Here is a 17248-nt window from a genome sequence, read left to right as displayed (position 1 = left end):
GCTTGAAGTCAGAAGTTCACCGCAGATTTACAGATTGCACAGACCGGTACCGGCATTGATTAGCTGTCAGTTCTATGTTTGTACCGTCTGCCAATCTGTGGTAGAACAGACTTTTGTGATACGCTTGCTTTATTTTCGTAAACTATTTGTCCCTTTAAAGTTTTTCTTTTAACTTTGTCCTTGTATAAAATCTTGGATATGAGTATAGAAAGCTTTAATCTGCTTCTTTTAGTAATGGGCCTGGTGGCTTTGGTCGTATTCATAGCCCTTTATTTTGTCAGGGCGGGATATGGCATGTTTCGCAGCCGTTCCTGGGGAATCTCGGTGAATAATAAGATAGCCTGGATTCTGATGGAAGCTCCTGTCTTTCTGGTTATGGGATGGTTGTGGTGGCATTCCGACCGACGTTTTTTACCTGTCGAACTCACTTTCTTTCTTTTTTTCCAACTACATTACTTCCAAAGGGCTTTTGTTTTTCCTTTCCTGATGAAAGGAAAGAGCAAGATGCCGGTACTCATTCTTTTGATGGGAGTGATCTTTAATATTCTCAACGGACTGATGCAGGGAGAATGGATATTCTATCTTGCTCCCTCGGACTATTATACACCCGGATGGTTGCTGACTCCTTGCTTTTGGATAGGAACCCTTTTATTTTTTGCCGGAATGGGGATCAACTGGCATTCGGATTCAGTCATCCGTCATCTGCGTGCTCCCGGAGATACCCGTCATTACCTTCCTCAAAGAGGCATGTATCGGTATGTGACCTCTGCCAATTATTTGGGTGAAATTGTAGAGTGGGTAGGTTGGGCTATTCTCACTTGGTCTTTGTCCGGATGTATTTTCGCCTGGTGGACTGTTGCCAATCTTGTTCCGAGAGCAGATGCTATCTGGCATCGCTATCGGGAAGAGTTTGGGACGCAGGTCGGATTGAAGAAACGAATTTTTCCTTTCTTATATTAAAACACACAGTACTTATGAACACACATTCTGCTTCTAAGCTTTTCACGCCGGTTACCATCGGACCGCTCACTTTGCGTAACCGTACCATCCGTTCGGCGGCTTTTGAAGGCATGTGCCCGGGAAATGCTCCTTCCCCCATGTTACTCGATTACCATCGTTCTGTGGCCGCCGGAGGCGTGGGAATGACTACCATTGCCTATGCTTCGGTAACACGCAGCGGGCTGTCGTTTCCACGGCAATTGTGGCTCCGTCCGGAAATTATTCCCGGTTTGCGTGAAGTGACTGCCGCTATTCATGCCGAAGGTGCCGCCGCCAGCATACAGATAGGGCATTGCGGCAATATGTCTCATAAGAGTATTTGCGGAGTTACCCCAATTTCTGCTTCGTCAGGTTTCAATATTTATTCGCCTACTTGGGTGCGGGGGATGAAACGCGAAGAGTTGCCGGAGATGGCAAAAGCTTACGGGCGTGCTGTCTGCCTGGCTCGCGAAGCCGGTTTTGATGCCGTCGAGGTACATGCGGGACACGGCTATCTGATCAGTCAGTTTCTGTCGCCTTATACCAATCACCGGAAAGATGAATACGGAGGATCGTTGGAGAATAGGATGCGTTTCATGACGATGGTGATGAACGAGGTGATGAAGGCGGCCGGTAAGGATCTGGCAGTATTTGTGAAGATGAATATGCGTGATGGCTTTCGGGGCGGAATGGAAATAGAAGAGACGCTCGAGGTAGCCAGGCGACTCGAATCTTTGGGGGCTCATGCGTTGGTTTTGAGCGGAGGATTTGTCAGTAAAGCCCCTATGTACGTCATGCGTGGGGCCATGCCTATCAAGACCCTGACACATTATATGGATTGTTGGTGGTTGAAGTTCGGCGTCAAATTGGCGGGGAGGATGATGATACCGACTGTTCCTTTCAAAGAAGCCTATTTTCTGGAAGATGCTCTGAAGTTTCGTTCGGAAATTAAAATTCCTTTGATCTATGTCGGCGGACTTGTTTCCCGTGAGAAAATAGATGAAGTGCTGAACGAAGGGTTCGAAGCCGTGCAGATGGCACGTGCTTTACTCAACGAACCGGGGTTTGTCAATCGGATGCGTCGGGAAGAGAAAGCACGCTGTAATTGCGGTCATAGTAATTATTGCATTGGGAGGATGTACACGATCGAAATGGCTTGCCATCAGCATCTGACAGAAGAACTTCCTCTTTGCCTGAAAAAAGAAATAGAACAGTTGGAGAATAAATGATGGAACATAAACTTGCTGTTATTACCGGTGCCGACGGCGGGATGGGAACGGAGATTACCCGTGCCGTGGCTTGTGCGGGGTATGATGTAATTATGGCCTGCTATTCATCGTCAAAAGCTGAAACCAAATGCCGGGAGTTGGTGAAAGAAACGGGAAATGAAAAGATAGAGGTATGGCAGATCGACCTTGCTTCACTGGCTTCGGTGAGGGCTTTTGCCGACCGGATGTTACGGCAAAAGACTCCTGTCGCTTTGTTGATGAATAACGCCGGGACCATGGAAACCGGATTGCACATTACGGAAGATGGTTTAGAGCGGACGGTCAGTGTAAATTATGTAGGTCCTTATCTTTTGACGCGGCTTTTGCTTCCCTTGATGGGAGAGGGAACCCGCATTGTCAATATGGTGTCTTGTACCTATGCAATCGGTAAACTGGATTTCCCGGATTTTTTTCTTTGGGGGAGAAAGGGAAGTTTCTGGCGTATTCCTATCTATAGCAATACCAAGCTTGCTTTGTTGCTTTTTACCATTGAACTGGCTGAACGTCTTCGGGCACGCGGGATTACTGTCAATGCGGCCGATCCGGGCATTGTGTCTACCAATATCATACGGATGGACCAGTGGTTCGATCCGCTGACAGACATTTTTTTCCGTCCTTTTATACGTACTCCCCTCCAGGGAGCAGCTACTGCAATCGGATTATTGCTCGATGCGGAAGTGGAGGGACGGACGGCAACGTTTAATTTGAATAATCATTGTCGTCTTCTACCGGAAAAATATACCCGTCCTGACCGAAGGGCACAGCTATGGGAAGAGACGGAACGGATCTTGTCGGAAAAGGGCTTCTTGCCGATAAATGATAAACGGTGAACCATAAACATGTATGTTTACCGTCCACCGTTTATCTTATTACTGTTGTACTGCTATCAAATAGACAGTTCTCTCAATACATTGACGAGATCTCTCTTGACAGGTTTATCATTCTTGATGGCTTTACTGAACGGAACGTATACAATCTCGTCGTGTTCAATGCCAATCATGACATTTCGTTGATCTTCCATAATAGCGTCGATAGCGGCTGCGCCTAGACGGCTGGCCAAAATACGGTCGTGTGCCGTCGGACTACCCCCGCGCTGCAAGTGCCCTAAAATGGTGACACGGACGTCGTATTGAGGGTATTCGTTTTTCACGCGTTCGGCATAATGCATAGCTCCTCCGGTGAGTTCGCTTTCGGCTACCAGTACGATACTGCTGTTCTTTGATTTACGGAAACCGCTCTTTATAAATTCTTCCAATTGGTCGACTTCTGTACTGAATTCGGGGATGATGGCAGCTTCTGCTCCGGAAGCAATCGCACCGTTCAATGCCAGGAAACCGGCATCACGTCCCATCACTTCAACGAAGAACAGACGTTCGTGAGAAGTGGCCGTGTCACGGATTTTGTCGACAGCATCCAAAATAGTGTTCAGCGCCGTATCGTATCCGATGGTCGTGTCGGTGCCGTAAAGGTCATTGTCGATGGTTCCCGGAAGTCCGATGCATGGAATGTCATACTCTTGTGCAAAGATGCGTGCTCCGGTCAGCGAACCGTCGCCACCGATCACTACAAGGGCATCGATTCCTTCTTTCACCATATTGTCGTATGCCATTTTACGTCCTTCGGGAGTTGTAAACTCTTTGCAACGTGCTGTCTTCAGGATCGTTCCTCCCAGTTGAATGATGTTACTTACATTCTGACTCTTAAACTCCTTGATCTCTCCTGTCACCAAGCCTCTGTATCCTCTATATATACCTTTTACTTGCAGTCCGTTGTAGATTGCTGCACGCGTTACTGCACGAATAGCAGCGTTCATTCCCGGTGCATCACCACCGGAAGTTAAAATACCAACACACTTAACTGTTCCCATAACAATCATGTTTTTTAATTGACGTTGCAAAGATAACAAAAAGGAGTGCCCTGTATGATTAAATAACGTTAATTCATTGTCTTTTAATCTGTGCCTTTATAGCTTCAGAGATTTCTTCCATCAGCCATTTAGGAGTCGATGTAGCCCCGCATACACCGATAGAATTGACACCGGGTAGTAAAGAGTCGTCAATTTCGTCGGCACTGTCTATCAAATGTGAATTCGGGTTGACTTTTTTGCATTCTTCGAATAACATTTTGCCATTTGAACTTTTTTTACCACTGACGAAGAAGATCAAATCGTGTGATGCGGCAAACTTTCGCAGGTTGGGCATACGGTTGGCCACTTGGCGGCAAATGGTATCGTAGTACTCAAAAGTTACGTCGGGAGAGATGTGCTCCTTGATATATTCCACGATTTCCCAGAATTCATCCAGTGATTTGGTTGTCTGCGAGTACAGGCGTATGCTTTTGCTGAAATCCAGCCGGCGAGCCTCGTCGAGCTTTTCTATCACAATAGCTTTGCCGGTTGTCTGCCCTACCAAACCTAAGACTTCCGCATGTCCGTTCTTTCCGTAAATTACGATTTGTTTTTCGTCGAGGTCCTCCTGCATATACTCTTGTTTGATTCGTTTTTGCAGGCGGAGTACCACCGGACACGTGGCATCGATGATTTCGATATTATTTTCTTTGGCAATGATATAGGTTTCGGGTGGTTCGCCATGGGCACGCAAAAGCACTTTGGCGTTATGGAGTTGTTTGAACTCTTCATGATTGATGGTAATCAGCCCCATCTCTTTCAGGCGTTCCACTTCACGGCTGTTGTGTACAATGTCTCCCAGGCAATAGAGTGTTACCCCTTTTGCGAGTTCCTCTTCGGCTTTATGGATAGCTGTGACCACTCCAAAGCAAAAACCGGAACCTTCATCTATTTCTACTTTTACCATAATGATTACAAATGTATGATTAAAAAAGGGTGTAGCCATACTGACCGGATGGCTACACCCTTTCTTTAGGATGGCTACACCCTAACAGGCGGATGGTTACACCCTTTTGTTTTTATGCTTTTATCGCTTTCTGATATTCTGCCATCAGCCACTCTTTTTGCTCGGCGATGGTGAGATGGCTGTTGTCTAATAGCAAAGCATCGTCGGCTTTCTTCAATGGGCTGACTTCACGTGTCTGATCGATGTGGTCACGTTGCTTCACATTTTCCAGTATCTCTTCGAAACCGGTTTCCTGCCCCTTGGCTTTCAATTCGTCATAGCGGCGTTGGGCACGGATTTCGGCGGAGGCGGTTACGAATATTTTTAATTCCGCATCCGGAAATACGGTCGTCCCGATGTCACGACCATCCATAACAATACCCTTGGCTTTTCCCATTTCCTGTTGCTGAGCCACCATCGCTTCCCGGACAAAACCGAGTGCACTGATCGGGCTTACTTTAGAAGAAACCTCCATTGTGCGGATTTTGTTCTCTACATTCACTCCATTTAAGTAAGTGTTGGGGCGTCCTGTCTCCGGATCGATCCGGAAAGAGATGTGGATGTCGCCGATACGTCGTTTTAATTCATCCGTATCGATTGTATCACCGTGAAAGATGCCATTTTCTATACTATATAATGTAACGGCACGATACATCGCTCCACTGTCGATGTAGATGTATCCTATTTCTTTGGCTAAATCTTTAGCCATGGTGCTTTTCCCGCACGAGGAAAAGCCATCAATTGCAATTGTTATCTTTTTCATTATGTTATGCAGCAGGTTTACTCCCTTTTTTAACGTATTATCTAAATTTTTTCGCCAAATATACTGTATTTTTAAAATATCTGCATTATATTTGTGCCACAAAAGCAATAACAGCTTAAAAACCAGAAGAACACCAATTTTTATATACTAATTTTATGGAAGTAAAAAAATCGCCCAAAGCAGACCTCGAAGGTAAGAAAACCCAGTGGCTGCTGATCGGTTACGTGGTGGTGCTCGCCTTTATATTCGTTGCGTTCGAATGGACGGAGCGTGATATAAAGATCGATACAAGCCAGGCGGTAGCCCAGATTGAGTTTGAAGAGGAAATGATTCCTATTACACAACAGGAAGAAAAACCGGCCCCACCTCCTGTCGAGGTTCCCAAACAGGCTGAAATCCTGAAGATTGTTGATGACGAGGCTGATGTACAAGAAACAGCCATTGCTTCAACAGAGGATACCGGACAGAAAGTGGAAGTAAAATATGTACCGGTTGAGGTAAAAGAAGAAGAACCCTCGGAACAAGAGATTTTTGAAGTAGTAGAAAATGCACCTGAATTCCCGGGTGGTATGCCTGCTTGTCTCCAGTTCCTGTACAAGAATATCAAATATCCGCCGATCGCTCAGGAAAACGGTACTCAGGGACAGGTTGTCCTCCAGTTCGTTGTTGAACGTGACGGTAGCATAGGTGATATTAAAGTTGTAAAGAGCGTTGACCCCTACCTTGATAAAGAAGCTCTTCGTGTGGTTAAGACCATGCCTAAGTGGAAGCCGGGTATGCAGAGAGGTAAACCGGTTCGTTGTCGGTTTACATTACCTGTACGATTCAGACTGCAATAATCATTGTATAGTATAAGAAGAGAGGCTGCCGTCCAAGCAGCCTCTTTTCATTCAATCTCTCTTTTTATAATTTATTTATTATGTATACAGCATTTCAGCTTCTCGATAAGATCAATTCTCACATTTCAGATATCCAGTTTACACGTACTCCGGCAGGTTTGTATGACCCTATTAAATATGTTCTTTCCATGGGAGGGAAACGTATTCGGCCGGTTCTTATGCTAATGGCATACAACCTCTACAAGGAGGATGTGTCCTCTATTTATGACCCTGCTACGGCTATTGAAGTTTATCATAACTATACTCTTTTGCATGACGATTTGATGGATCGGGCTGATATGCGCCGCGGCAAGACAACTGTCCATAAAGTATGGAATGACAATACTGCGATTTTGTCAGGAGACGCTATGCTGGTGCTGGCCTATCAGTATATGGCTGCCAGTTCATCGGAACACCTCAAAGAAGTGATGGATTTGTTCAGCCTGACAGCACTTGAAATTTGTGAGGGGCAGCAAATGGATATGAATTTTGAGTCCCGTGAGGATGTAAAGGAAGAGGAGTATCTGGAAATGATCCGTTTGAAAACGGCGGTTTTGTTGGCTGCCAGTTTGAAAATCGGAGCTATTTTAGGTGGAGCTTCTCCTGAGGATGCCGAAAATCTGTATGATTTTGGCATGCAGATCGGAGTAGCCTTTCAATTGCAGGATGATTTGCTGGATGTATATGGTGATCCTGCTGTGTTTGGTAAAAATATCGGTGGAGACATTCTATGCAATAAAAAGACGTATATGCTGATTAAAGCACTGGAACGTGCCGACCGGGATCAGTTGGAGGGATTAAATCATTGGTTAAGTGCAACTTCATTCTGTCCCGAAGAAAAAATCAGTGCTGTGACCGAATTGTACACTCAGATTGGCATCAAGGCTGTTTGCGAAAACAAGATGCGTGAGTATTACACTCGTGCGATGACAAGCCTGGGCGCCGTGTCTGTCATTGAGGATAAGAAGAGTGAGCTGAAAAAGTTGATGAAGCATTTAATGTACCGCGAGATGTAATATCGAGATGCCCTATAGACGTTTGCCAAATACAGATCAAGCCAGGATACGGGCGCTGAAAACAGCGGTCGTGAAGGGCGATATGTGTGATGTCTATGATTTGCCTGTTTCACTCAAGACATTGGGAGAAGCCCGTATATTTCTGTCTAAATTTGAAACGGCGCATTCTTATTATGTACACTGTTACGGAGAGCAAAGCAGGAACAGTAAGAAACACCAGGCGAATGTAAAAACGGCCCGGCTTTATATTTCTCACTTCATACAAGTCTTGAATTTGGCTGTGATTCGTATGGAAATCAAAGAATCTCATAAGGCTTTGTATGGCTTGCCCGTAGATAATTTCAGTGTACCCGATTTAAGTAGTGAAGCGTCTCTGGCCGAGTGGGGACAAAAAATTATAGAAGGGGAGCGGAAACGCACCTCTCAAGGCGGTATTCCGATTTATAACCCTACGATTGCTAAAGTGAAAGTGCATTATGATATATTCATGGAAGGATATGAAAAACAGAAAAGCCTTCAGTCTCTCACCAATCGTAGTTTAGAGCAACTTGCATCCATGCGTGTGCAAGCCGACCGGCTGATTCTGGATATCTGGAATCAGGTGGAAGCCAAATTCCAGGATGTATCGCCCAATGAGAAACGCTTGGAAAAATGTCGTGATTATGGTCTGATTTATTATTATCGGACCGGAGAAAAACAGAATAAGGAGATTCTTTAAAATATGCTTGTCGATTCACATTCCCATCTTTTTCTGGAAGAGTTTGCCGAAGATTTACCTTTCGTTATGGAACGTGCCCGTGCTGCCGGTGTGACGCATATCTTTATGCCTAACATAGATAGTACGACGATTGAACCCATGCTGTCGGTTTGTGATACCTATCGGGACTTTTGCTTTCCGATGATCGGATTGCACCCTACCTCCGTGAACGAGTCCTATGAAAAAGAGCTTGAAATCGTTGCCGCAAATCTGGAAACTTCCGGCCGGTTCGTTGCTGTGGGCGAGATTGGAATCGATCTTTACTGGGATAAAACCTGGCTGAAAGAACAGTTGATTGCTTTTGAAAAACAAGTGCAATGGGCCCTTCATTATCAATTGCCCATAGTGATTCATTGCCGCGAAGCTTTCGATTATATATATAAGGTATTGCAACCTTATAAAAATAGTGGACTGACCGGAATCTTTCATAGTTTTACGGGAACTCCCGGTGAAGCTGCCCGGATGATGGAGTTTCCGGGATTTAAGATCGGTATAAACGGTGTGGTGACTTTCAAAAAGTCAACGTTGCCGGAGACATTGAAGTCTGTTCCGTTGGAACGTATCGTATTGGAAACCGATTCGCCTTACCTCACTCCGGTTCCTAATCGTGGAAAGAGAAATGAGAGTGCGAATGTGAAAGATACATTAATAAAAGTTGCCGAAATATATAACGAAGATCCGGAAAAAGTTGCGGAATTGACCGCTGTTAGCGCATTAAAAGTGTTTGGAATGCTCAAATAAGCTCCACAAGATTTTAAATTTTATTAATTTAGTTGATTTATTAAAGATAAAAGAAGGATAATGCTGCAGAAGAAGAAAAAAAAGAATACATTTGTAGCTGAAAACGCTTGTGGTTCGCATTTTTTTTGTAATTTGCACCCGATTTGAAGAAAGCGCCAATTGGAGAGATGCTCGAGTGGTTGAAGAGGCACGCCTGGAAAGCGTGTATACGCCAAAAGTGTATCGCGGGTTCGAATCCCGCTCTCTCCGCAGGAAGTATAAACAAGAGACGATAAGTAAATACAATAATAATAATTTAATTAATTAATCTTAAAAATTAGACACACAATGAAAAAGTTATTTGCAATTGTTGCTGTGATGGGAGTCTTAACATTTGGCTCAACTCAACTCGTTCAGGCTCAGGATGCTGCTGCTACCGAACAAGCTGCTCCTGCAGCAGACAAACCGGTTGCTGATGCTGTAGCTGAGGCTGCTGAAGCTTCTGCTCCTCTTGCAGGCGCTGAAGAAGGTGGTATCCACAAAGAAATTAAAGTAAAATTCATCGAAGGTACTGCATCTTTCATGAGTTTGGTTGCTATCGCATTGGTTATTGGTTTGGCTTTCTGTATTGAACGTATCATTTACTTGAGCTTGGCTGAAATCAACACTAAGAAATTTATGTCTTCTATCGAAGCAGCTCTGGAAAAAGGTGATGTTGAAGCTGCAAAAGACATCGCTCGTAACACAAGAGGTCCTGTTGCTTCTATCTACTATCAGGGTTTGATGAGAATCGACCAGGGTATCGATGTTGTTGAAAAATCAGTAGTATCTTATGGTGGTGTTCAGGCCGGTTACCTTGAAAAAGGATGTTCTTGGATCACACTGTTTATCGCAATGGCTCCGTCATTAGGATTCTTGGGTACTGTAGTAGGTATGGTTATGGCGTTCGATAAGATTCAGCAGCAGGGTGATATCTCTCCGACAGTTGTTGCCGGTGGTATGAAGGTTGCCTTGATTACTACTATCTTCGGTTTGGTTGTAGCTTTGATCCTTCAGGTATTCTATAACTACATCCTTGCTAAAATCGAAGCTCTTACAAGCGAAATGGAAGATTCTTCTATCTCTTTGCTTGACATGGTAATCAAATATAACTTGAAATACAAAAAATAATCTGAGATGAGTAAGTTAACATATAAAGTATCGTATTACGTACTGTACGCGATGTTTGCTCTTATCGTGATCGTATTGGGCTTGTTCTACTTCGGTGGACAAATGGAAACTCCAATTGTATACGACATGGATAATCCCGCAAACACAGATGCCTTACTGTACTTGATGTATGGTCTGTTTGGCATTGCTGTAGTTGCAACTGTGGTTGCTGCTATCTTCCAGTTCGGTTCTGCTTTGAAAGATAACCCTAAAGGTGCTATCAGATCATTGCTCGGACTTATTCTTCTGGTTCTTGTATTGGTCGTAGCATGGTCTATGGGTAGTGGTGAAACACTGACCATTCAAGGATATGAGGGAACGGATAATGTTCCTTTCTGGTTAAAACTGACTGATATGTTCCTTTATAGTATCTATTTCTTAATGTTGGTAACAGTTCTTGCTATCATCGGAAGTAGTATCAAAAAGAAATTATCATAACTAATTGAGGAAACTCAATAAAATACAGTAACTACAATGGCAAAAGGAAATAGAAAAGTTCCTGAGATTAATTCAAGTTCAACAGCGGATATTGCTTTCTTATTGCTTATCTTCTTCTTGATTACGACATCTATGGATACTGACCGTGGTTTGGCAAGACAGTTGCCCCCACCTCCTGAAAAGGATCAGGTTGATAATGACGTAGTTGTTAAGGACCGTAACGTTTTGCAGATTTTTCTGAACTTTCAGAATCAGCTGATGTGCGGTGGCGAAATTGTTGATGTGAAGCAATTGAGAGAAAAAGCCAAAGAGTTCATTGCCAATCCATATAACGATGAAAAATTACCGGAAAAACACGCTAAAGATGTGCCTTTCTTTGGTAATGTCATGGTTACGGAGAATCATGTAATCTCTTTGCAGAGTGACCGTGGATCTTCTTATCAGGCCTATTTTGATGTTCAGAATGAGCTGGTTGCTGCTTATAACGAGTTAAGAGATGAATTGGCTCAGGAAAAGTGGCAGAAGAATTATGCTGATTTAAATGAAGATCAGCAGAAGGCTATTCGTGATATTTTTCCTCAGAAGATATCTGAGGCTGAACCTAAAGGAGTAAAAAAGAATAATTAATGGGAAAATTTAATAAAACAGGTAAGCGCGGGATGCCTACGCTGAATACTTCTTCACTGCCTGACTTGATCTTTACATTGTTGTTCTTCTTTATGATTGTAACAACAATGCGTGAAGTTTCATTGAAGGTTGAGTTTAAGATTCCGCAAGGTACTGAGTTGGAAAAGCTTGAAAAGAAATCTTTGGTTACGTTTATCTACGTAGGTAAACCGACAGCAGAATTTCGTAAAAAACTGGGGTCTGAAAGCCGTATCCAGTTGAATGATGCTTATGCTGAAGTTGACGAGATTCAGGCTTACGTGACTAACGAGCGCTCAAGTATGAAAGAGGAAGACCAACCCTTTATGACTGTGTCTTTGAAAATTGACCAGGATACTAAGATGGGTATCGTTACCGATATTAAACAGGCTCTTCGTCAAGCTTATGCACTGAAAATTAACTATTCTGCGAGAGCTCGCGAATAAGTTGACTCTACACATAGAAAAAGCCGTCTGAGGATAATCAGACGGCTTTTTTTTATGGGTTTGTTTGGGGGCTGCAGAGGTTCTCGTAGTGCTGTGTTATTCGTAGGGACTATACCATTCGTAGAGCTATGTATTTATAGAAACTATATTATTCGTAGAGCCATGTATTTGTAGAATCATCTCATTCGTAGGCTTTATTCAGAGTTGTGTATACAATATCTGTATGGATTCAGAGGAAGAGCGGTTTACTGTTCTTGGTGCGATTGGATTACGCAGGGGAGGATTATTGCCAGGTGGTGGATTGAAATGATGGATAGCCGGAATAAGGAAAGTGGAGGCATTGTAGAGGCGAATGAACAGTAAATAATATAGGAGTAGTGATCAGGCTTACGGTCTTAGGGGCTAAAGTTCAATACACCTGTTGAACGGTTGGAAGTTGGTTCTCTAATTCTGTTTGGCTAGCGTGCAAGACGATAGTTCCATCACTACTCCTATATTAAGTTCAGGTTATTTACCTGTGTAAAACTCTATGATCCGTTGGATAGCTCTTTGGCAAACCGGACAGAAGGTAGGATATTCGTTGGTACGCATGCGGCAGTCGAATGCCGGGCGATAAATACCTTTGGCTGAGTAGCCTCCTCCTTCGTATACGCCTATGGGATATTTGTCCTTATCTGCTACCGGAGTCGGAACAGGAGTAGCTTTGGTGAGCATATCTTCCCATTTAGAGGCAAAGTTGATGCGGGTGGTAATGTTCTGCTCCCATGGTTCAATGTTGAGAGGATAGAGTCCGTTCATGACGTTTTCATCATAAAAATATTCGTCGGCCAAGCCACCAAAACTATGACCGAACTCATGTACCACTACCGGACGGAAATTGGGATGGTGTGCGGTGGTCAGTGTGAAAGCATTGTAGATGCCGCCCCCACCGTATTGTTCCGTATTGGCTAAGATAATGATATGTTCATAAGGGATGCCTGCCAATGCGTCGTTTATTGCTTTTACCCGGCTGGTAGTCAGATAGCGGTCGGAATAGAATGTATCGAAGTGGGAGCCGAAGGCCGTGTGCTTCCATGCTCCCTGTTTGGGAGCGCTGACCCCACTGTCTGCCGAAGGACTGGCCACAGCCACGATGTTGAAGCGATTCTTCATCGACTGAAACGGTTCGTGTGAGAACAGGGCTTCGCATGCGATGGCGGCATCTTTATAGAAAGTTTCCATTTCACTTGTGGTATACCCTTCTGCCAGGATGGCTACATCGATACATTGTTCTTCATTTCCACTTTTCAGCAGATACTTGTGCGGAGTGATGTGTGTGAGCCCTTTTTTGTGTATCAGAATGTCGTCGGGCTTAACGACGTGTTTCAGGTTGGCACTGACTTCGCGTTTGTTATTGCGTAATGTGATTTCTACCTCGGCCGGCTTTATGGGATAGGGGAGGAGATAAGTATTCTCAAATCCTTTAGTGACCTCTTTGGCTTCATCTGTCTCGAGCCATTCCTGGAAGAGCGAAGAAAACGAAGTCGTATAAATTACTTTTCCACTTGCCACATCGCGCATCACAATCTGTCCGTTTCCTTCCAAAGGCAATTCCGACAGATGATGGCGTCTGCCTGCCCATACGGGCAGTTCCGAAAGTTCGTCAAGACAGATCGACTGCTTGTCCGCATTCCCCGTAAATAGATAATCGATGCGTAGGGTTTTGTTCGTGAAGTAGTCCGAGAAATTTTGTGCGTATGCACATCCTGTCACGAAAAGACAGGTGAATAGGGTTAATATCAGCTTCATATCGTGTGAATTTATTGTTTTTACAAAGGTACTAACTATTGCCGATTTATTCTATTTCTACAAATAAAAGTAATAAACTATAGTATTTATTGCCGGGGAAATAGCTAACTTTGCATAAGACATTGATATATTAAAACAAATTGATTTAAAATGGGACATCATCAATTAGATACTTTAGACGAGCAGATTCTGAAGTTGATTGCCGACAACGCCCGCATTCCGTTTCTGGAAGTGGCAAGAGCGTGCAATGTTTCGGGTGCGGCTATTCATCAACGCATACAGAAGTTGACTAATCTGGGTATATTGAAAGGTTCGGAGTATGTCATCGACCCGGAGAAGATCGGGTACGAGACATGTGCTTATATTGGGATTTATCTGAAAGATCCTGAGTCGTTTGATTCTGTAACCAAGGCTTTGGAAGCAATACCGGAAGTGGTGGAATGTCATTTCACTACCGGGAAATATGATATGTTTATCAAGATATACGCAAGGAACAATCACCATCTTTTGAGTGTGATTCATGATAAACTCCAGCCGTTGGGATTGGCTCGCACCGAGACGCTGATTTCATTCCATGAAGCCATCAAGCGGCAGATGCCGATTATGGTAGATACGGACGAGGATTAATCGATTCCCCGTACGTAATCTACAAAAGCATACGAGCAGAGATGTTTTTCATCGGCAGGATGAACTTCTCTGCTTTTTTCGTGCCATATAGTTGTGTCTACAGCCGGGAAGAAGGCATCGGCTTCCGGCGCTGTATCATTTACTTCGGTCAGGCACAGCTCGTCGGCCAGGGATATGGTCTGGCGATAGACGCTTGCCCCTCCGATGATGTATACTTTTTCTTCGGCTTGGCAGCTTTCCAAAGCGGCTTCCAGCGAAGTGAATACTTCTGCTCCCGGACATTCGGCTGCCGGATTGGAAGAAAGGACCACATTCCGGCGATTGGGTAATGCCCCTTTCGGGAGTGATTCGAACGTTTTGCGTCCCATGATGATTGTGTTTCCTGTGGTCAACGCCTTGAAACGTTTCAGGTCATTGGGCAGCCTGAATAAAAGTTTATTTTGAAAGCCGATAGCCATCCGGCTGTCTACGGCGGCGATAATGCTGATTCTACTCATAGTCCGATGGGGGATTATACCGCAACTTTTCCAGCGATGTGCGGGTGCGGATCATAATTTACTAATTCAAAGTCCTCGAATTGGAAGTCGAAGATGTTTTTCACGTCCGGATTGATCTTCATTTGTGGTAGTGGGCGCGGTTCCCGGCTGAGCTGGAGTTTCACCTGTTCCAGGTGGTTCAGGTAGATATGTGCGTCGCCCAGTGTGTGGATAAAGTCTCCTGCCTGCAGACCGGTGACTTGCGCCATCATCTGCAGCAGCAATGCATAAGATGCTATATTGAAAGGTACCCCCAGGAAGATATCGGCGCTGCGTTGATAGAGTTGCAGGCTCAGCCGTCCGTTTGCTACGTAAAACTGGAAGAATGCGTGGCAAGGAGGGAGGTTCATGTGATCCAGGTCTCCTACATTCCATGCACTGACAATGATGCGGCGTGAATCGGGATTGTGCTTGATGGCATCTACAGCTTCGCTGATCTGGTCGATAAATCCTCCGTTGTAGGTTGGCCACGAACGCCACTGGTATCCATATATATGTCCCAGATCTCCTGTTTCGTCCGCCCATTCGTTCCAGATGCGTACGCCGTGGTCCTGCAAATATTTCACATTCGTGTCTCCTTTGAGGAACCACAGTAGTTCGTAAATGATTGATTTCAGATGAAGTTTCTTGGTAGTCAGGCAAGGGAATCCCTCGTCCAGGTTGAAACGCATCTGGTGTCCGAAGACACTGATGGTTCCCGTTCCGGTGCGGTCACCTTTTTCTATTCCCTCCGTCAACACTCGGTCGAGCAGGTCTAAATATTGTTTCATACGAATGGTATACTTCTTGGGTTACTAAAAATTCCTGCCAAAGTTACAAAAACAGCCTGAATAACTTACAGGAATGGTGTGAATAAGTTCGCAAACCAGCACTTAAACTTCTTCCAGGCTGATTTTTGTTTCCACATTTCCGGGGTCAGGCGGGTGCAGTGCAGCATGTCGGCTTCGAAAACGTCATTCAGTTGCTGCGTAATGTCCTTGTCGAAGATGAACGCATTCGTTTCGTAATCATATCGCAGGCTGCGGCTGTTCAGGTTGGCTGTACCCACGGTACAGAACAGGTCGTCCACCATCATGATTTTCGAGTGATGAAATCCGCCGTTGTACAAATAGATCATTGCCCCTTTTTTCATCAGTTTCTGTACGGCATAGAGCGAAGCATCCGGTGTGAAAGGGATGTCGGATTTGGAAGAAATCATAATTTCCACTTTCGTCCCCCGGTTCAAAGCCCTTTTGAGTGCCTTGCGGATGGATGAAGTCGGTACGAAATACGGGTTCACGATGCGTACATCATGTTGCGCTGCATAGATGGACATGGCATACGTATGGCTCAACATGCGGGAATTCCGTTTCGGAGTGCGGTCTACAATCGAAATGACCGTATTGCAGCTGTCGGCCCGCTCCGGGTGGTTCGGAAAATATTCTTCGCCCACGATGTTTTGCTTGGTGGTTTTATTCCAGATGTCGAGGAAGATTTCTTGAAGGATGTTTACCGCATCGCCTTCAATGCGGATATGCATATCGCGCCAGGTGCCTATCTTGGGGAGTCCGTTGATATAATAGTCGGCAATATTCATTCCGCCGGTATATCCTATTTTGCCGTCGATGACTGCAATCTTCCGATGGTCGCGGTGAGCCGCATGATTGATATACGGGAATTTGAACGGATCGAATTTTACGATTTCGATTCCTTTCTCCCGGATTGCTTTCAGATGTCTTTTCTTGAGTGGTTTGTTGTTCGACCAGTTACCGAATGCATCGAACATCGCCCTTACTTTGACACCTTCCTTCACTTTTTCGCCCAGCAGGTCGAACAGTGCATTGGCTATGGAGTCATTGCGAAAATTAAAATATTCCAGATGAATGTGGTGTTTTGCCCCACGGATGGCTTCGAACAAGTCCTCAAATTTTTCCCGTCCGCTTTTGATAAGTTTCACCTTATTATTATCGGTTATGGGGATATTCGAGTATTCCAGAAATTGTAACACGAGGGAGTCGCTTCGGATGAATTGTGTGGTGTCCTCCCGCTGCATCAACAGGCTGTCAATATTCTGTGTTCGGGCAGTGCCTATAGAGAGAATGATCGCTATTATTAAAACGTATAATTTCAAAACCTCAGTCTTTATTTAGTTTACAAGGAAACAAAGATACAACATCTCTGTTCTTGCCTTCTTTTTGTCAAGAGCAGATTTAGTATAGATTAACAATTTGGCACTTCTTTGGAAAAGAATAGGAGTAACTTCCGATACCATCAGGAGATAATCATTTATCTCCTGATGGTATCGGGTCGAAGAACCGGGCTTCGGAGGTGAATGATTACTGCTTTTA

Annotated in this window: 19 protein-coding genes and 1 tRNA gene; 13 read left to right on the top strand and 7 right to left on the bottom strand. The window is 44.4% G+C overall.

Features of this window, described 5'->3' with window-relative positions; genetic code table 11:
* Window positions 1-198: 198 nt before the first annotated feature.
* The 3 genes from BSHG_RS18595 to BSHG_RS18605 are packed head-to-tail and all read left to right on the top strand — an operon-like array spanning window position 199 to window position 3076.
* Entirely contained in the window at window positions 199-960 is a 762-nt protein-coding gene (locus tag BSHG_RS18595; RefSeq protein ID WP_008657484.1) for a DUF1295 domain-containing protein, read from the top strand.
* A 14-nt stretch (window positions 961-974) separates the two neighbouring features.
* On the top strand, window positions 975-2207 hold the full coding sequence (locus tag BSHG_RS18600; protein ID WP_005802351.1) for an NADH:flavin oxidoreductase: 1233 nt from the start codon (window positions 975-977) through the stop codon (window positions 2205-2207).
* A complete protein-coding gene (locus tag BSHG_RS18605) occupies window positions 2207-3076 on the top strand; it encodes an SDR family NAD(P)-dependent oxidoreductase (RefSeq protein WP_008657483.1) in 870 nt (289 codons plus the stop codon). The genes BSHG_RS18600 and BSHG_RS18605 overlap by 1 nt, the downstream gene beginning before the upstream one ends.
* Window positions 3077-3132: 56 nt before the next feature.
* Here BSHG_RS18605 and pfkA read toward each other — a convergent pair whose 3' ends face one another.
* From pfkA to cmk, 3 genes are all read right to left on the bottom strand, one after another.
* Window positions 3133-4113 (bottom strand): 6-phosphofructokinase, encoded by a 981-nt coding sequence (gene pfkA, locus BSHG_RS18610; RefSeq protein ID WP_005790668.1) that lies wholly within the window; start codon window positions 4111-4113, stop codon window positions 3133-3135.
* 73 nt (window positions 4114-4186) lie between these two features.
* Entirely contained in the window at window positions 4187-5059 is an 873-nt protein-coding gene (locus BSHG_RS18615) for a 4-hydroxy-3-methylbut-2-enyl diphosphate reductase (protein WP_005797949.1), read from the bottom strand.
* 112 nt (window positions 5060-5171) lie between these two features.
* On the bottom strand, window positions 5172-5861 hold the full coding sequence (gene cmk / locus BSHG_RS18620; RefSeq protein ID WP_008769932.1) for a (d)CMP kinase: 690 nt from the start codon (window positions 5859-5861) through the stop codon (window positions 5172-5174).
* Between the two features lie 155 nt (window positions 5862-6016).
* On the opposite strand from cmk, the gene BSHG_RS0220000 reads away from it, so the two are divergent.
* The 9 genes from BSHG_RS0220000 (at window position 6017) to BSHG_RS18660 (ending at window position 11970) form a co-directional block, all read left to right on the top strand.
* A complete protein-coding gene (locus tag BSHG_RS0220000) occupies window positions 6017-6700 on the top strand; it encodes an energy transducer TonB (RefSeq protein ID WP_005790660.1) in 684 nt (227 codons plus the stop codon).
* An 80-nt stretch (window positions 6701-6780) separates the two neighbouring features.
* On the top strand, window positions 6781-7755 hold the full coding sequence (locus tag BSHG_RS18625; RefSeq protein ID WP_005790657.1) for a polyprenyl synthetase family protein: 975 nt from the start codon (window positions 6781-6783) through the stop codon (window positions 7753-7755).
* A gap of 7 nt (window positions 7756-7762) precedes the next feature.
* Window positions 7763-8473 (top strand): hypothetical protein, encoded by a 711-nt coding sequence (locus tag BSHG_RS18630; RefSeq protein ID WP_005790656.1) that lies wholly within the window; start codon window positions 7763-7765, stop codon window positions 8471-8473.
* 3 nt (window positions 8474-8476) lie between these two features.
* The gene (locus BSHG_RS18635; protein WP_005817413.1) at window positions 8477-9253 is read left to right on the top strand and encodes a TatD family hydrolase; all 777 of its coding nucleotides are present in this window, start codon (window positions 8477-8479) and stop codon (window positions 9251-9253) included.
* A gap of 161 nt (window positions 9254-9414) precedes the next feature.
* Window positions 9415-9502, top strand: a tRNA-Ser gene (locus tag BSHG_RS18640).
* Between the two features lie 78 nt (window positions 9503-9580).
* A complete protein-coding gene (locus BSHG_RS18645; protein ID WP_005790652.1) occupies window positions 9581-10402 on the top strand; it encodes a MotA/TolQ/ExbB proton channel family protein in 822 nt (273 codons plus the stop codon).
* Between the two features lie 6 nt (window positions 10403-10408).
* Complete coding sequence (locus tag BSHG_RS18650; RefSeq protein ID WP_005790650.1) at window positions 10409-10879, top strand: hypothetical protein; 471 nt, start codon at window positions 10409-10411, stop codon at window positions 10877-10879.
* Window positions 10880-10915: 36 nt separating this feature from the next.
* Window positions 10916-11506, top strand: a complete 591-nt coding sequence (locus BSHG_RS18655; RefSeq protein WP_005790648.1) for an ExbD/TolR family protein — start codon at window positions 10916-10918, stop codon at window positions 11504-11506.
* Window positions 11506-11970 carry an ExbD/TolR family protein gene (locus BSHG_RS18660; protein ID WP_005781259.1) on the top strand — a complete coding sequence of 155 codons (465 nt, stop codon included), beginning with the start codon at window positions 11506-11508 and terminating at the stop codon, window positions 11968-11970. The genes BSHG_RS18655 and BSHG_RS18660 overlap by 1 nt, the downstream gene beginning before the upstream one ends.
* Window positions 11971-12477: 507 nt before the next feature.
* On the opposite strand, the gene BSHG_RS18665 is transcribed toward BSHG_RS18660, so the two are convergent.
* On the bottom strand, window positions 12478-13758 hold the full coding sequence (locus tag BSHG_RS18665; protein WP_008657474.1) for an IgA Peptidase M64: 1281 nt from the start codon (window positions 13756-13758) through the stop codon (window positions 12478-12480).
* 150 nt (window positions 13759-13908) lie between these two features.
* On the opposite strand from BSHG_RS18665, the gene BSHG_RS18670 reads away from it, so the two are divergent.
* Complete coding sequence (locus BSHG_RS18670; protein WP_005790644.1) at window positions 13909-14385, top strand: Lrp/AsnC family transcriptional regulator; 477 nt, start codon at window positions 13909-13911, stop codon at window positions 14383-14385.
* Here the strand turns inward: BSHG_RS18670 and BSHG_RS18675 are convergent.
* The 3 genes from BSHG_RS18675 to cls all read right to left on the bottom strand — a co-directional run bounded on the left by BSHG_RS18675 (window position 14382) and on the right by cls (window position 17031).
* Complete coding sequence (locus BSHG_RS18675; protein WP_008657472.1) at window positions 14382-14882, bottom strand: dihydrofolate reductase; 501 nt, start codon at window positions 14880-14882, stop codon at window positions 14382-14384. The two genes, BSHG_RS18670 and BSHG_RS18675, sit on opposite strands and share 4 nt — an antisense overlap.
* A 14-nt stretch (window positions 14883-14896) precedes the next feature.
* Window positions 14897-15691: a thymidylate synthase gene (locus BSHG_RS18680; protein ID WP_005790640.1), complete on the bottom strand. Its 795-nt coding sequence runs from the start codon at window positions 15689-15691 to the stop codon at window positions 14897-14899.
* A 65-nt stretch (window positions 15692-15756) separates the two neighbouring features.
* Window positions 15757-17031 carry a cardiolipin synthase gene (gene cls, locus BSHG_RS18685; protein WP_005790638.1) on the bottom strand — a complete coding sequence of 425 codons (1275 nt, stop codon included), beginning with the start codon at window positions 17029-17031 and terminating at the stop codon, window positions 15757-15759.
* Window positions 17032-17248: the final 217 nt, after the last annotated feature.

The organism is Bacteroides sp. 3_2_5, from assembly GCF_000159855.2.
In the GTDB taxonomy this organism is placed as follows: Bacteria; Bacteroidota; Bacteroidia; order Bacteroidales; family Bacteroidaceae; genus Bacteroides; species Bacteroides fragilis.
Note: the sequence above shows the minus strand (reverse complement) of the source record. Positions and strands in the feature narration are given on the sequence as shown.

What these genes read in the sequence shown, in the direction of transcription:
- BSHG_RS18595 (WP_008657484.1), top strand. Translation starts at nt 199, where the DNA reads ATGAGTATAGAAAGCTTTAATCTGCTTCTTTTAGTAATGGGCCTGGTG.
- BSHG_RS18600 (WP_005802351.1), top strand. Translation starts at nt 975, where the DNA reads ATGAACACACATTCTGCTTCTAAGCTTTTCACGCCGGTTACCATCGGA.
- BSHG_RS18605 (WP_008657483.1), top strand. Translation starts at nt 2,207, where the DNA reads ATGGAACATAAACTTGCTGTTATTACCGGTGCCGACGGCGGGATGGGA.
- pfkA (WP_005790668.1), bottom strand. Translation starts at nt 4,113, where the DNA reads ATGGGAACAGTTAAGTGTGTTGGTATTTTAACTTCCGGTGGTGATGCA.
- BSHG_RS18615 (WP_005797949.1), bottom strand. Translation starts at nt 5,059, where the DNA reads ATGGTAAAAGTAGAAATAGATGAAGGTTCCGGTTTTTGCTTTGGAGTG.
- cmk (WP_008769932.1), bottom strand. Translation starts at nt 5,861, where the DNA reads ATGAAAAAGATAACAATTGCAATTGATGGCTTTTCCTCGTGCGGGAAA.
- BSHG_RS0220000 (WP_005790660.1), top strand. Translation starts at nt 6,017, where the DNA reads ATGGAAGTAAAAAAATCGCCCAAAGCAGACCTCGAAGGTAAGAAAACC.
- BSHG_RS18625 (WP_005790657.1), top strand. Translation starts at nt 6,781, where the DNA reads ATGTATACAGCATTTCAGCTTCTCGATAAGATCAATTCTCACATTTCA.
- BSHG_RS18630 (WP_005790656.1), top strand. Translation starts at nt 7,763, where the DNA reads ATGCCCTATAGACGTTTGCCAAATACAGATCAAGCCAGGATACGGGCG.
- BSHG_RS18635 (WP_005817413.1), top strand. Translation starts at nt 8,477, where the DNA reads ATGCTTGTCGATTCACATTCCCATCTTTTTCTGGAAGAGTTTGCCGAA.
- BSHG_RS18645 (WP_005790652.1), top strand. Translation starts at nt 9,581, where the DNA reads ATGAAAAAGTTATTTGCAATTGTTGCTGTGATGGGAGTCTTAACATTT.
- BSHG_RS18650 (WP_005790650.1), top strand. Translation starts at nt 10,409, where the DNA reads ATGAGTAAGTTAACATATAAAGTATCGTATTACGTACTGTACGCGATG.
- BSHG_RS18655 (WP_005790648.1), top strand. Translation starts at nt 10,916, where the DNA reads ATGGCAAAAGGAAATAGAAAAGTTCCTGAGATTAATTCAAGTTCAACA.
- BSHG_RS18660 (WP_005781259.1), top strand. Translation starts at nt 11,506, where the DNA reads ATGGGAAAATTTAATAAAACAGGTAAGCGCGGGATGCCTACGCTGAAT.
- BSHG_RS18665 (WP_008657474.1), bottom strand. Translation starts at nt 13,758, where the DNA reads ATGAAGCTGATATTAACCCTATTCACCTGTCTTTTCGTGACAGGATGT.
- BSHG_RS18670 (WP_005790644.1), top strand. Translation starts at nt 13,909, where the DNA reads ATGGGACATCATCAATTAGATACTTTAGACGAGCAGATTCTGAAGTTG.
- BSHG_RS18675 (WP_008657472.1), bottom strand. Translation starts at nt 14,882, where the DNA reads ATGAGTAGAATCAGCATTATCGCCGCCGTAGACAGCCGGATGGCTATC.
- BSHG_RS18680 (WP_005790640.1), bottom strand. Translation starts at nt 15,691, where the DNA reads ATGAAACAATATTTAGACCTGCTCGACCGAGTGTTGACGGAGGGAATA.